This window comes from Paenibacillus nuruki (genome assembly GCF_001721045.1).
Classification (GTDB): domain Bacteria; phylum Bacillota; class Bacilli; order Paenibacillales; family Paenibacillaceae; genus Saccharibacillus; species Saccharibacillus nuruki.
This window is the reverse complement of the sequence record NZ_MDER01000032.1, coordinates 210,955-224,538: the sequence shown is the minus strand read 5'-3', so window position 1 is coordinate 224,538 and position 13,584 is coordinate 210,955. Positions and strand designations below refer to the sequence as shown.

The 13,584-nt window shown below is 40.4% G+C and carries 12 protein-coding genes; 4 read left to right on the top strand and 8 right to left on the bottom strand.

The window, feature by feature from the left end; all coding sequences use genetic code 11:
* The first annotated feature begins 1 nt into the window (after position 1).
* The 4 genes from PTI45_RS08150 (at position 2) to PTI45_RS08135 (ending at position 3,761) form a co-directional block, all read left to right on the top strand.
* Entirely contained in the window at positions 2-190 is a 189-nt protein-coding gene (locus PTI45_RS08150; RefSeq protein ID WP_069327062.1) for a hypothetical protein, read from the top strand.
* A gap of 62 nt (positions 191-252) precedes the next feature.
* Positions 253-2,043: an oligoendopeptidase F gene (gene pepF / locus PTI45_RS08145; protein WP_069327061.1), complete on the top strand. Its 1,791-nt coding sequence runs from the start codon at positions 253-255 to the stop codon at positions 2,041-2,043.
* A gap of 152 nt (positions 2,044-2,195) precedes the next feature.
* Positions 2,196-2,546, top strand: a complete 351-nt coding sequence (locus PTI45_RS08140) for a LapA family protein (RefSeq protein ID WP_175425146.1) — start codon at positions 2,196-2,198, stop codon at positions 2,544-2,546.
* Positions 2,547-2,720: 174 nt separating this feature from the next.
* On the top strand, positions 2,721-3,761 hold the full coding sequence (locus PTI45_RS08135) for a M42 family metallopeptidase (protein WP_069327060.1): 1,041 nt from the start codon (positions 2,721-2,723) through the stop codon (positions 3,759-3,761).
* Positions 3,762-3,888: 127 nt separating this feature from the next.
* On the opposite strand, the gene PTI45_RS08130 is transcribed toward PTI45_RS08135, so the two are convergent.
* From PTI45_RS08130 to hemE, 8 genes are all read right to left on the bottom strand, one after another.
* Positions 3,889-5,835: an ABC-F family ATP-binding cassette domain-containing protein gene (locus PTI45_RS08130; protein ID WP_069327059.1), complete on the bottom strand. Its 1,947-nt coding sequence runs from the start codon at positions 5,833-5,835 to the stop codon at positions 3,889-3,891.
* On the bottom strand, positions 5,832-6,455 hold the full coding sequence (locus PTI45_RS08125) for a TetR/AcrR family transcriptional regulator (protein ID WP_069327058.1): 624 nt from the start codon (positions 6,453-6,455) through the stop codon (positions 5,832-5,834). The genes PTI45_RS08130 and PTI45_RS08125 overlap by 4 nt, the downstream gene beginning before the upstream one ends.
* Positions 6,456-6,467: 12 nt before the next feature.
* Positions 6,468-7,304 (bottom strand): DUF92 domain-containing protein, encoded by an 837-nt coding sequence (locus PTI45_RS08120; RefSeq protein WP_069327057.1) that lies wholly within the window; start codon positions 7,302-7,304, stop codon positions 6,468-6,470.
* Positions 7,304-7,930 carry a fumarylacetoacetate hydrolase family protein gene (locus PTI45_RS08115; RefSeq protein WP_139129229.1) on the bottom strand — a complete coding sequence of 209 codons (627 nt, stop codon included), beginning with the start codon at positions 7,928-7,930 and terminating at the stop codon, positions 7,304-7,306. Before PTI45_RS08115 ends, PTI45_RS08120 begins: the two co-directional genes overlap by 1 nt.
* A gap of 34 nt (positions 7,931-7,964) precedes the next feature.
* Entirely contained in the window at positions 7,965-9,428 is a 1,464-nt protein-coding gene (locus tag PTI45_RS08110) for a CapA family protein (protein ID WP_069327055.1), read from the bottom strand.
* 257 nt (positions 9,429-9,685) lie between these two features.
* Entirely contained in the window at positions 9,686-11,122 is a 1,437-nt protein-coding gene (gene hemG, locus PTI45_RS08105; protein ID WP_069327054.1) for a protoporphyrinogen oxidase, read from the bottom strand.
* Entirely contained in the window at positions 11,122-12,069 is a 948-nt protein-coding gene (hemH, locus tag PTI45_RS08100) for a ferrochelatase (protein WP_069327053.1), read from the bottom strand. The genes hemG and hemH overlap by 1 nt, the downstream gene beginning before the upstream one ends.
* 53 nt (positions 12,070-12,122) lie before the next feature.
* Positions 12,123-13,181, bottom strand: a complete 1,059-nt coding sequence (gene hemE / locus PTI45_RS08095) for a uroporphyrinogen decarboxylase (protein ID WP_069327052.1) — start codon at positions 13,179-13,181, stop codon at positions 12,123-12,125.
* Positions 13,182-13,584: the final 403 nt, after the last annotated feature.

The following is a 13,584-nucleotide window of genomic DNA, read 5'->3' as shown; positions in this document are numbered from 1 at the left end:
AATGAATTATACAGCGATTGTCATATTTATTATTCTTGCTTTTTTGCAAGGGTTTGTACTGATTGCTTATAAGGAAACCATTCCAGCGCCTTTAAAGCGCTGGCTTGCTATTTTTGCTATTGTCATGTTATTGGTTGCGTTCTTCTTAATGATCTACGGATTTTTGGTTGCCGTTAACCCTAACACATAATATAGCTTGATGTAGATCTATTAACTATCTATCATATCATCGCTCAAGAGGAGGATTTATTTATGCAGCAAGTACTTAAACGGTCAGAAGTGTCACAGGAAAATTGCTGGAATTTATCCGATCTGTTCGCAGATCAACAAGCTTGGGATCAAGCCTATGACAAAGTAAAACAAGAATTACCTGAAGCGATTCAATTACAAGGTAAACTCAACACTCCTGAAGCGGTCAAATCGGCTTTTGAGCTCGAAGATCGTATCGGTCTACAAGTCGAACAATTATATGCGTATGCTCATATGCATCAGGATGAAGACACTACCAATCCTACATATCAGGCATTGTCGCAAAAAGTTAAAAAATTAGGCGTAGAACTTGGTCAAGCCCTTTCCTTTATCACACCTGAAATCTTGGGTCTGTCTGATGAGAAGTTGGATGAATTGCTTGCTTCTCCTGTTCTTGCTCCTTATCACTTTACATTACAAGAAATGAAGCGTGAGAAAGCACATGTGTTGACACAAGCAGAAGAAGCTTTGCTCGCACAAGTGGGTAATCTTTCTCAAGCACCACAGACTATTTTCGGAATGTTGAATAACGCAGATATGAAATTCCCTAACATTATAGATGAGAATGGTAATGAAGTGGAACTTACACATGGTCGTTATATTCAATTTTTGGAAAATCCGAATCGTGAACTACGTGAGCGTGCATTCAAAGCAATCTATAGCGCATATGCTCGTCAAAAAAATACAATTGCTGCTACATTAACAGCTAATATTAATAAAAATATTTTCTATGCTAATGTACGTAAATATCCATCTGTGTTGGAAAAAGCTCTTTATGGAGATAATATTCCTAAAGAAGTATATACCAACTTGATCGATACGATTCATGAGGGTCTTCCTCTACTGCATCGTTATATTGCATTACGTAAGAAATTGCTTGGTGTGGATGAATTGCATATGTATGATCTATTTGCGCCACTCGTTGATGAATTCAAAATGGATATCACGTATGAAGAAGCCAAAGCTACTGTCGCAGAAGGTCTCAAACCACTCGGTGAAGATTATCAACAAGCGCTTCAAGCAGGCTATAATGAAGGCTGGATCGATGTGTATGAGAATGAAGGTAAACGTACAGGGGCTTATAGCTGGGGTGCTTATGGTGTCCATCCTTACGTTCTACTGAATCACAAAGACAATCTGAATAGTATGTTTACACTGGCTCATGAAATGGGTCATGCATTGCATAGTTATTATTCAGACAATGCTCTTCCTTATCGTGATGCACAGTATACTATTTTCCTTGCAGAAGTCGCTTCGACGACTAATGAAGCGTTATTGATGGACTACCTTTTGAAAAAATCGACAGATCCTAAAGAAAAAATGTATCTGTTAACGTATTATGCAGATCAATTCCGCACAACTGTTTTCCGTCAGACGATGTTTGCTGAATTTGAAATGATTACCCATGCTCGCGCAGAAGCTGGTGAGTCCTTAACTCCACAAGAACTATCCAAAATCTACTATGACCTCAATGTGAAATATCATGGTGAAGGTATGCATGTCGATCAGGATATTGAAATGGAATGGGCACGTATCCCGCATTTCTACAATAGCTTCTATGTGTACAAATATGCGACAGGCTTCTCTGCGGCAACAAGCTTCTCCAAACAAATTTTGGAAGAAGGTCAATCTGCTGTAGATCGTTATACCGGTTTCTTACAAAGCGGTGGTAGTGATTATTCTATTAACATCCTTGCCAAAGCGGGTGTTGATATGTCTACTCCTGCTCCTATTCGCGAAGCTATGAGTGTATTTGAAGCATTGATTACAGAAATGGAAGAGTTAGCAAAATAAGAATTTGAAGCTGGTGAACTACAACTAGACTTTGCATTCCCTTCAAAATTCACCTAATACTTGTAAAGACATGTTTACAATAGGGTTGATTGCGTTTTATAGATTAGATAAGGATGTATTCGGCCTTATGCTAAATTGAGGGGGTTATTATTTTGAAAATGCAATGGATGCTTATTTTAGGTTTGATCTTTGCGCTAATTACAGCTGTATTTGCGGTAATCAATGTCAATCCTGTGCAGGTAAATCTTTATTTTAATGTAGTACAAGTACCTTTAATTCTTTTAATTATTGGATGCGCTTTGTTAGGTGGTCTAATTGTAGGATTTTACGGTATCTATCGTCAGTACCGCTTACAGCGTGAGATCAAACTACTGAAAGCTGAGTTAGCTCAAGCTCCAGTTGCTGGAACTCCATTAACTACATCATCTGTAGATAATGATCCACTCAAGCCGATGTATACTGATAATGATACGACTGCAACTTCTTTTTCAAACCGTAAGTAATAAGAGCTGAAAAGCTAAACAGATTACTTACTGATCAAGATGAACTCAACCACTTATCGATTGTTGTCTGATTTCAGTCAACAGGTAAGTGGTTTTTTCATGTGAACTATGCTTAAAATATAAATTTACGAATGATTTTTATACCAATTTTTCTCACTAAGGAGACGTTTTATAATGGCAATCACGATCAATCAAGAATATACTATTTCGCTGCTCAAAGAATTATTATCTACGGCAAGCCCGACTGGATTTACACATGATATTATTACACGTATTGCAGAAGAAGCTGGCAAATTCGGCGTTACGACCGAGTATAATCAAAAAGGCGGTCTGATCTTAACATTAGACGGCCAAGATGCTTCCAAAACGATTGCTCTCAGTGCACATGTAGATACACTTGGTGCAATGGTACGTGCAATTAAATCGCAAGGAACAATCCGTTTTACAATTCTAGGTGGATTCAGTATGAATAGTATTGAAAATGAATACTGCACGATTCATACACGCAGTGGCAAAACGTATACAGGTACTATCCTGTCTGTTCAACCTTCTGTGCATGTATATGATGAAGCACGTGGGCTTAAGCGTGAAGAAGAAAATATGGAAGTTCGAATTGATGAGTTGGTATCGTCCAAAGAAGATGTACAGCAACTAGGCATACAAGTTGGTGATTATATTTCATTTGATGCTCGTCCTGTCGTTACACCAAGTGGGTATATCAAATCTCGTCATTTGGATGATAAAGCAAGTGTAGCCGCATTGTTTGCATTATTAGAGTCACAACACACTCATCAATGGACACCACAGTATCGCACTCAATTCCTAATTTCCAATTATGAAGAAGTGGGTCATGGTACAGCTTATATTCCTGAAGGTATTCATGAAATGATCGCTGTGGATATGGGTTGTATCGGAGACGATCTTAGCTGCAAAGAAACCGATGTATCAATCTGTGCCAAAGATTCTTCTGGTCCTTATGATTATGCAATGACAGGCAAATTGATTGAATTGGCTCAAGCGGAGCAGATCGCTTATGCTGTAGATGTATATCCTCATTATGGTTCAGATGCTTCTGCTGCTCTTCGTGCAGGCAACAATATTCGTGCAGCTCTCATCGGGCCTGGTGTACATGCTTCGCATTCTATGGAACGTACTCATACAGATGCTGTGATTAATACCGCCAAATTATTAGGCGCTTATATTACGACTAAATAAAATAATACACAAAAAAACCTTCTTTCTCGTCAGAAATGATAAGAAAGAAGGTTTTTGTTTTATAGAATGCTTATTGATATCACACTGAGATGCTTATACCCTAACAGTCTTTGGAGATCGAATGGGATTAATTCTGACTTTGCTGTATTTTTTCAGCCAATTCGGTTAGATACGTCCAGCGTTCCATCAGATGTTCTAAATGCTTTTCAGTTGCTGTCTGCTCAGCCATCAATTCTTGTAGTCTTACAGAGTCGCTGAATGCTTTCTCCATATCACTAGCAAGATCGACTAGCTTCTGCTCTGTATCTGCAATATTTTTATCAATTTGCTCATATTCTAATTGCTCTTTATATGAGAATTTGACTTTATTGCGCCAAGCATTTTTGTCTGGAGCAGGTGCTTTTTCTTTTACAGGTGCAGGTTCTACTGCTTTGGGTGCAACAACAGGTGCATTAGCTGCTTTAGCAATTTTGGCAAGATCGGCAATGCGCTCTTCATAATCACTATAATTTCCTGCATGAATACTAACCTGACCTTCACCTTCAAAAGCAAAGATACGATCACACGTACGATCCAAGAAGTAGCGATCATGCGAAACAGCGAATACAACGCCAGGGAATTCATCTAAATATTGTTCCAAAACGGTTAATGTTGTAATATCCAAATCATTGGTAGGCTCATCCAGTAACAATACGTTAGGTGCGCCCATCAGTACACGTAGTAAATACAATCTACGCTTTTCCCCACCGGATAATTTAGAGATCGGTGTCCATTGTGATGCAGGTGTAAATAAGAATCGTTCTAGCATTTGCGAAGCAGAGATTTTACTACCATCTGCTGTTTCTACGACTTCTGCCACATCTTTGATATATTCAATCACACGCATTGATTCATCCATTTCTTGATGCTCCTGCGTGAAATAGCCAAATTTAACGGTCTGTCCTGTAACCACATTACCTTCGCTTGCAACCAGACGACCAGATACCAGATTCAGCAATGTCGATTTACCACGTCCATTGGGACCTACAATTCCGATCCGATCTCCAGGAACAGCATGATACGTCAGATCGTGAATCAGCTCTTTACCACCAAGCGTTAATGACACATGGTCTAACTCTACAATTTGTTTCCCTAGACGAGAAGAAATCGCAGACATGTCCATCGCTTCATCGCGACGACCTGGTCCATCATTTTTCAACTGCTCAAAACGGTTAATACGTGCTTGTTGCTTGGTTGTACGAGCTTTGGCTCCACGTCTGATCCATGCTAATTCACGACGCAATAGATTTTGACGCTTATCTTCAGATGCTGCTTCTCGTTCTTCACGGTCTGCTTTGAGTTCAAGAAAACGTGAATAGTTTGCTTCATAACGATATAGACTACCATGATCCAGTTCGATCATCACATTAGCTACACGATCCAAGAAATAACGATCATGCGTAATCATTAACAATGCACCACGACGCTTTTGCAAAAATTGTTCTAACCAAGTAATCGAATCATGATCAATATGGTTCGTAGGCTCATCCAAAATTAACAAATCAGACGGTTGAATTAGTGCAGACGCAAGAGCTACCCGTTTACGTTGACCACCGGATAGTGTACCCATCAAAGCATCATAATGATGAATGCCTAATTTGGACAAAATATTTTTGGCTTCACTTTCGAGTGACCATGCATCTAAGCGTTCCAATTCTTGATTCAAATGAATCAGTTGTTCTAATACAGCTTCATCTTCAGGATGAGTCTCTAATTGTTCCAGTACATTCATATATGCACCAACAATTTGAAGTTCTTCCCCTCCGCCATCAAATACTTGACGCAATACTGTGGCTTCCGGATCATACGGTGGATTCTGTGCCAAATAACGAATACGTAATCCATTATTGATAGTCACACGTCCACTTTCTGTACTTTCCATTCCTGCAATGACTTTAAGAAACGTTGATTTCCCTGTACCATTGACACCAACGATACCGATTTTGTCTTGATCTTCCATCCCAAATGAAGCATTTTCAAATAGTACTTTTTCGCCGTAACTTTTGGAGATTGACTCCACTGTCATAATATTCATTGTGACTCACCTTCTTGGGACTGATCCCGGTCTATTTGATCCTGAGTATTCAGCGAATGATGACAACCTTCTAGAAATAGACGTGCAACAAAGTCTGTCCGTTCATGAAGTTGTTCCATCGGAAACTCAGGGTTGAATAAAATATCCATACGTATCCGGTCTAACATACCAATATACGATTCTGCACACCATACGGGTTGAGCGACTCCACCTTCTGTGAGTACTTTCTCTACCGCTTGCATATATCGCAACATAAACTGCTTCATATACGCCATAAGTTCAGGGTCGTTATTGGGTGTCCGGAAAAATAACTTGGTGCGATGCTTACGTTCAAAATAATACATCGAATGATGCTTGGCAATCACAAGCAATCGTTCTGCCATCGTACTACAATTTTGCAAATTAGTATCTAAACCGTCAAGAAAATGTTCACAGTCTCGACGAGTAACAGCCATAAATAGTTCTTCTTTGCTTTTAAAATATAAATAAACCGTTCCTTTGGCTATTCCTGCCTGGTGTGCGATATCTGAAATCTTGGTCTCATAAAATCCATTGGAACCAAAAAGATCGTAAGCAGCATCCAAAATTAATTCTAACTTTTCACCTGTGGTGCTGCTCATTAGCGCACTCTCCTATACCCATAAAAATAACAATGCTACAACTCCACCAATAATAGAGCTAAGCCCATTCACGAGATCATTACTCATCCATGGCCATCCACGCAAATAAGACGTTAGGCGATTACAGTGTACTTTGGTTTCCACAGCTTTACCGCAGACTTCACATTGATACATCACCTGTACCGTTGCTCCTAAAAAAGAATCAGCAAAACAACCAGCTAATCCGCCCACCAATCCAACGAGTGGCAATAGACCAATAGTAAGTATACCATCTTTAGCTACATTGTTGCTTGATTCTATAGATACACCTGACCATAATGAAAATGCCCATGCTGCAATACCAATCAATAATGCACCGATCGCCGCAGCTAATGTACCACGAACAGATACTCCTCCAGAAGCACCTGCTTCTAATACACGACCATTCAATACAGAACGCGGAGGCTTGCGACTAAGGCTTCCCCACTCTGTTGCCCATGTATCTGCGGTAACTGTTGCCATCACGCCTACAAAAGCGTATATCCATGCTGGATGAGGTATTAGAGCATGTCCGAGGCACAGAATCATACCCAGCCCACCATTAGCAAATACTTGCCCTGCATCTCGGCGTGATGTTTTGGCATAATCCTGCTCCAATTTGCGCTTGCGTTCGCCTTTCATTTTGGAGAGTAAGCTGCCACTGATAAAAAATAAGATCAACAATCCAAACCAGAGTAGATTGCCTGCTCCATAATAAATGGTACCCATAATAGCCGCTGCATATGCGCCTGAACCGGATAACCACTGCTTTTTATAAGCAAGTCCAGCAATCAATCCAGCACAGACCGCACCTATGATCCAATCTAACATTATTCTGCGATCCGGCACTTACCTACAGAAGCGCCCGCATACATTAATTCGAAAGTATCACCAATCGCTACAGGTCCAACACCTTCAGGTGTACCTGTGAAAATAATATCACCTGCTGCAAGCCCATAATTTTCTCCAATATGAGCAATAATCGTTTCGAGTGAAAATATCATATTACGTGTATAGCCTAGCTGAACTTGCTGATCATTTTTGAGCAAAGCAAAAGGTTGTTCTGCCCATGTTGTAGCATCTGGAAATGGAACAAAAGATGTCAACGGTGCAGAGTTTTTGAACCCTTTAGCTGCTGTCCATGGGTGCCCTTTTTTCTTCAAAACACTTTGTACATCACGTAATGTAAAATCGATCCCAAGTGCTAATCCATCGACCATTTCTTCCACAGAAAGATCAGGTGCATAATCGCGTCCAATTCGAATCACTAACTCTGCTTCATAATGAATCTCACCTTTGTCTGTAGGTAAAACCAATTCTGCATGTTCTAACGGTACAGCCGCATGAGAAGGTTTCATAAAAATCATAGGTTGAGTCGGTACTTCATTTCCTAATTCTTCCGCATGAAGACGATAGTTACGACCTACACAATATACGTTTTGAATAGCAGTCATTATACATTCTCCTCTGTTATAAATAATCTAGGATCTATTAATTGGCTGGATTTGCGATAGCATTTCCTTTGATATCAAATTGAATATGATTAGATAATGTCTGTAATCGTTGGAGTACTGCTTGAGCTTTATCTGATGGCATCGGTACCGGCTGACCTAACTCCGCAGTGTACGGAATAACCTGCATACTGCAATCTCCATTAACTGTACATTTTGCTTCAAACACACCGGTGTCCCATGTTTTTGCAACCAGTGAACGAGTGAAAATAAAATTACCTGTACTATAAGCGATCCATTTACCTTTGTACTGCTCTAATCCTTGCAATACATGAGGATGACCACCAATCACCAGATCGGCACCGGCATCGACAAATGTATGTGCAAGATCACTCTGATGATCAGCTAGTGTATCTGAACGTTCTACACCCCAGTGAGCGACAACGACAACAAGATCGGCTTTACTTTTGGCTTCACGAATTGCCGCCTCAGCAGCGGTTGAATCGTATGTGGTCGCTACTCCTGCCTGATCTTTCCCAGCATTCCAACTTGTTTCTGGAATAACTCGACTGAATCCCAAGAGAGCGATTTTGATTCCTTTACGGTCAAAATACACAGGTTGATAAGCACGAGCACTATTTTTACCAGCCCCTACATAGGCGATTCCGCTTTGATCCAGTTGAGCAATCGTATCGGTAAGCCCTGTGATGCCTTGATCCAAAATATGATTATTCGCTAAATTCACCGCATCGATACCTGCGTCTGCCATATGAGGGAGTGCTTGAGGCGATGATTTAAACGCATACGTTTTATCTGCTGCGGTTGTATTGGAATCTGTTACAGGCGTTTCCAAATTAACAACGGTCAGATCGTCCGAAGTAAATGAATCTTTTACATATTGATAAGGATAATCATATCCTGCTTTGGCTAACTTTTCACCGACTTTTCCTGAGAACATCACATCTCCACCAAAATGAAGCGTTACGGTCTGACCGGATGGTTCTGTACGGGTAGCAGGTTGAAGTTCTTTATTAGATGACTCGGAAGAATCTGAAGAAGACTTGGGAGGTTCTACTTTGTCAGTAGACGACTCTGGTGTTGTCTCTTCTGGTGCTTGATCTGTTGATGTTGAGTCTTTGGATGGTATATCTATTGCTTCTGAATCGGTTGCTGTCTGATCTAGATGTTCTGTATCGGCTTCTGTTGTAGCACGAGACGGATCTGCTGCTTCTTCATCTGGCTGATTAGAATGATCATTGTCATCCACTACAGGGTCATTCCCATACGAATCTGGCGCTGTTGCCTGATCTAATGGATATTCTGTCGGATACGTAGAGGCTTGCTGTACTTCTTGTGGCTTCACATGCAACCAATAATAACCGCCAAGTGCAACAATAGATAGAACCAGCACAGTGTTAAATACGATCCAGTTACGGAGCCGCTTTTGACGCTGCTTTTTTTCTTGCTGACGCTGACGGGATTGTTGAGACCTTGTCGTATACATAAAGAACTCCTTTAATGCTTGCAATATTTTACTATACCTGAGGGCGATATCTTATGACATCATTGCTTAATCCTACTTTTACGCTTTGTCTATTATAACAGGTTCTAGTTGTTCGGCAAAAGTGATGCTAGGATGCAAAAAACCTTCTGCGGTGTAAAGTCTCTTTGGACATCTCCATAACATTGCATCATGTATGCGACTTAGGAGTGTAATCAGAGTACTTTACATTACAGAAGGCTATTCTTATTTATATCGTTTTAAGATGAATGACTATTAGAGAACGAAGTAACACGTTCTGCTTCTCTCATCGCCATTTCTTTGGCTGTTCGAATACAGTCAGGTAGTCCGACTCCATCATATCCTGCTCCAAGTGCTAATACTCCTGGATATTGCGCTGCTAATTGAGCACGTAACATAGAAATATTATCCATATGTCCTACAGGATACTGTGGCATCGAATGATGAAGACGTGTAATCTCTGTAAATAAAGGCTCTGCATCGATACCCATTAATTCACGCATATCATGCAATACTTTAGCTTTGATCTGCTCATCGGATTCATCCACCACTTGTTCATCGCCAGAACGTCCGACATAGAAACGCATTAACACGCGATCATCTGGACTGGTATGAAGCCATTTGGTTGAAGTCCATGTACAAGCTGTAATCGTGCGACCTTCTTTACGAGGCACAAGGAATCCAGAACCATCGTACTCCGTCTGAATATCTTTGCGATCAAAAGCCATAACGACATTCGCTACCGATACATAATTGATTAGATCTAATGCTTTTGTATCTACCAAAGGTTTCAATAGTTTTGAAGCGGCAAATGTCTGTACAGTGACAATTACATGATCTGCAACTACCTGTTGTCCATCATTTAACAATACGATATACATACCATCTGCTTGAGGCTGAATAGACTCTACACCTGTGTTCAAACGCATATCTGCTGTAGACAATGATTCACCCAGACGGTTAATCAGACTTTGCAATCCATTGCGGAACGTTAGAAATGCACTTTTTTTGGTGCCTGTGTGCGTTTCTACAGGTTTGCTTCCTGTATTCATTCCTTTGATCAGACTGCCATATTCACGTTCCACTACACCAAACTGTGGAAATGTCGCTTGCAAGCTCAACTTACGTGTATCGCCTGCATAGATTCCTGCAAGCAATGGCTCGGTTACATTTTCCAATACTTCTTTGCCCAGACGGCGTTCGATAAAATCACCTAACGACTCATCTTTGCCGTCCATTTTGGCAGGTAAAAGAAAATCATCCAATGCACGAATTTTGCCATCCATTGATAACAGATCACTTTCCATAAAGGATCTCAGTTCAGTAGGAATCCCAAGCACCAGACCGGAAGGCATCGGATGCAATTGACCATCATGAAGGATATACGTTTTTTTTGCTTCTGGATTGGTAGTGACTAATTCATCTTCCATCCCCAGCTCGCTTGCCAGATCGACCATCGCTGTTTTGCGAGCGAGAAATGAATCCGGGCCACGTTCAATTACAAATCCATCACGATGTAATGTGTTCACTTTACCACCGATATGATCGTCTTGATCTACAATCGTAATCTGTGCTGTAATCTCTGCTTCTTGTAAAAACTTGCGCATGTAGTAAGCCGCACTGAGTCCAGTCATCCCTGCGCCTATGACAACGACACGGCGAGTAGATTGGCTCATTATGCATGCACCTCTTTATATTTACGAATGACTTCGTCTGCGAGTACTTCCATATACAATGGATCCGTATTTAGTGAATCGATACGCATAAGACGCATATCAATCTCAGTTGCTAATTCTTGTGCTTCAATATCCAGATCATACAATACTTCTAAATGATCGGATACGAATCCAATCGGTGCTACCAATACATATTTCACTTGCTCTTTCGCTAGTTCTTGCATCGTATCTAACACATCAGGACCCAACCAAGGCTCAGCTGTACGTCCAGCACTTTGCCATGTGAACTGCCATGAAGGAACATTGGCACGTTCTGCAATCGCTTTGGATGTCTCCATCAATTGATCACGATATGGATCTCCCATTGTTAAAATACGTTCAGGTAGACTATGAGCACTAAACAATACACGAACTTGCTCACGTGTAGCACCTGTTTCTTCGAATAGCTCTAATTTAGCATTTACACGATTGGATAACGTTTCGATCAATTTAGGATGCAAATGATAGCTTTCGATAAATGAAATCGGTAAGTTGTGCTTTTCTGCTGTTTCTTTCGCACGTTTGATATAACTAGCTACGCTCATTGTAGAATAATGAGGAGCAAGTACGATACCGACAGCTTCTGTAATCCCATCAGCCGCCATTTTTTCCACACCGTCTTCGATAAATGGAAAAGCATGTTTTAACCCTTGGTAACAAACAAATTCCAAATCGCTATCTTTCGTATGCTCATTCAGCATATTTTGCATACCGAGAACTTGATTATCTGTATTTTCACGTAAAGGAAAAACACCGCCAACGATTGCTTCATAACGATCTTTTAATTCTTTTAATTGTTCAGCTCCAGGTGGATTTCCGCGGCGAATATGGGTGTAATACGCTTCTACATCGTCCAAGCTTGCTGGCGTACCATAAGACATAACCAAAACACCAATTTTTTTACTCATTATTTATTCGCTCCTTCAATTCATATCGTTATTCTAAATTACTACTATATCTATTACTTTGAAGTGATGCGTTGACGAAGCACTTCTGCTGAATACTCATGAACATAATCTGTTAATTCTTTGAGCTTATCAATCGAAGCTTCCGGGAATAGACCATGACCCAAGTTGAAAATGTAGCCTGGATCTTGTAACCCTTCGTCTATAATCAATTTGGCTTGTTGATGAATTAATGTAGACGGTCCGGTTAGCAAATAAGGGTCCAGATTACCTTGTACTGCATACTTATGATCTAAGCGTCTGCGTGCTTCAGCAAGCGATACACGCCAATCGACACCAATCACATCAACAGGTAATTGACGAAGTTCTGGTAATAATTCACCTGAACTCACTCCCGGGAAATAAATCTTCGGTACATCCAAATCTTTCAGTTGATCGAAAATATACTGAATCGTTGGCAATACATAGGTTCTAAAATCAAGCGGTGATAATGCACCTACCCAACTATCAAACAATTGGAATGCTTTACCGCCGTATTGAACATGAGCACGCAAATAGGTAGCTACCATATCGCCAAGCTTGCGCATCAAAGCATGCCATAATTGGGGTTCGTTATACATCATGGTTTTGGTACGAATATAATTTTTGGAAGGTCTACCTTCGATTAAATAACTGGCAATTGTAAATGGCGCACCTGCAAATGTAATCAAAGGTACTTCTAATTCGTTATCCAAAATCTGAATTGTTTTTAAAATATGAGACAAATCTTGCTCCACTTGAATCGGACGCAAGCGCTCAATATCAGCCGCATTACGAATCGGATTCGCAATAACAGGTCCAATATCTTTGACAATATCAAAATCTATTCCGATCGATGCCACCGGGTTCATAATATCTGAATACAAAATAGCTGCATCCACACCTAACTTGTGCACAGGCATCATGGTCACTTCTGCTGCAAGCTCAGGCTGTAAACAAATTTCGAGCAAACTATAGTTTTCTTTAATTTTGCGATAATCGGGATCATAACGCCCTGCTTGCCTCATATACCAGACAGGCAAACGATCGACGTCTTGTTTTCGACATGCGCGTATAAAGGAATCATTATATGTCATCTTTTTGCCTCCGCTGTTCAATAAAAATCAGTCATTTTTGTATAATAAACAATATTCCTGTCAATAATCTCACTTCCTAATTATGCCCTTTTTCAAGTACAGGAACAACTCCCCAACCATGAACATCCCATGACAATCCGATGAATAAAGCGCTTGGCACCATAAGCGCTCTATCTTCTACTCCCATAAAAAGTGATTTTTGCACAGCAAAATATCTTACATTCAGCGCTTGGCACCATAAGCGCTCTATCTCCCACTCCAATGAGAAGTGATTTTTGCATAGCAAAATATCTTACATAAAGCGCTTGGTACCATAAACACTCTATCTCCCACTCCAATAAAAAGTGATTTTCACTCAATCAAATCACCTTATCCCCTCAAAAAGTGTGGTCAATTATGGTAT

Coding starts and splice junctions, on each gene's coding strand:
- PTI45_RS08110 (WP_069327055.1), bottom strand. CDS start 9,428: ATGTATACGACAAGGTCTCAACAATCCCGTCAGCGTCAGCAAGAAAAA.
- hemH (WP_069327053.1), bottom strand. CDS start 12,069: ATGAGTAAAAAAATTGGTGTTTTGGTTATGTCTTATGGTACGCCAGCA.
- hemG (WP_069327054.1), bottom strand. CDS start 11,122: ATGAGCCAATCTACTCGCCGTGTCGTTGTCATAGGCGCAGGGATGACT.
- pepF (WP_069327061.1), top strand. CDS start 253: ATGCAGCAAGTACTTAAACGGTCAGAAGTGTCACAGGAAAATTGCTGG.
- PTI45_RS08150 (WP_069327062.1), top strand. CDS start 2: ATGAATTATACAGCGATTGTCATATTTATTATTCTTGCTTTTTTGCAA.
- PTI45_RS08135 (WP_069327060.1), top strand. CDS start 2,721: ATGGCAATCACGATCAATCAAGAATATACTATTTCGCTGCTCAAAGAA.
- PTI45_RS08125 (WP_069327058.1), bottom strand. CDS start 6,455: ATGAGCAGCACCACAGGTGAAAAGTTAGAATTAATTTTGGATGCTGCT.
- PTI45_RS08120 (WP_069327057.1), bottom strand. CDS start 7,304: ATGTTAGATTGGATCATAGGTGCGGTCTGTGCTGGATTGATTGCTGGA.
- hemE (WP_069327052.1), bottom strand. CDS start 13,181: ATGACATATAATGATTCCTTTATACGCGCATGTCGAAAACAAGACGTC.
- PTI45_RS08130 (WP_069327059.1), bottom strand. CDS start 5,835: ATGAATATTATGACAGTGGAGTCAATCTCCAAAAGTTACGGCGAAAAA.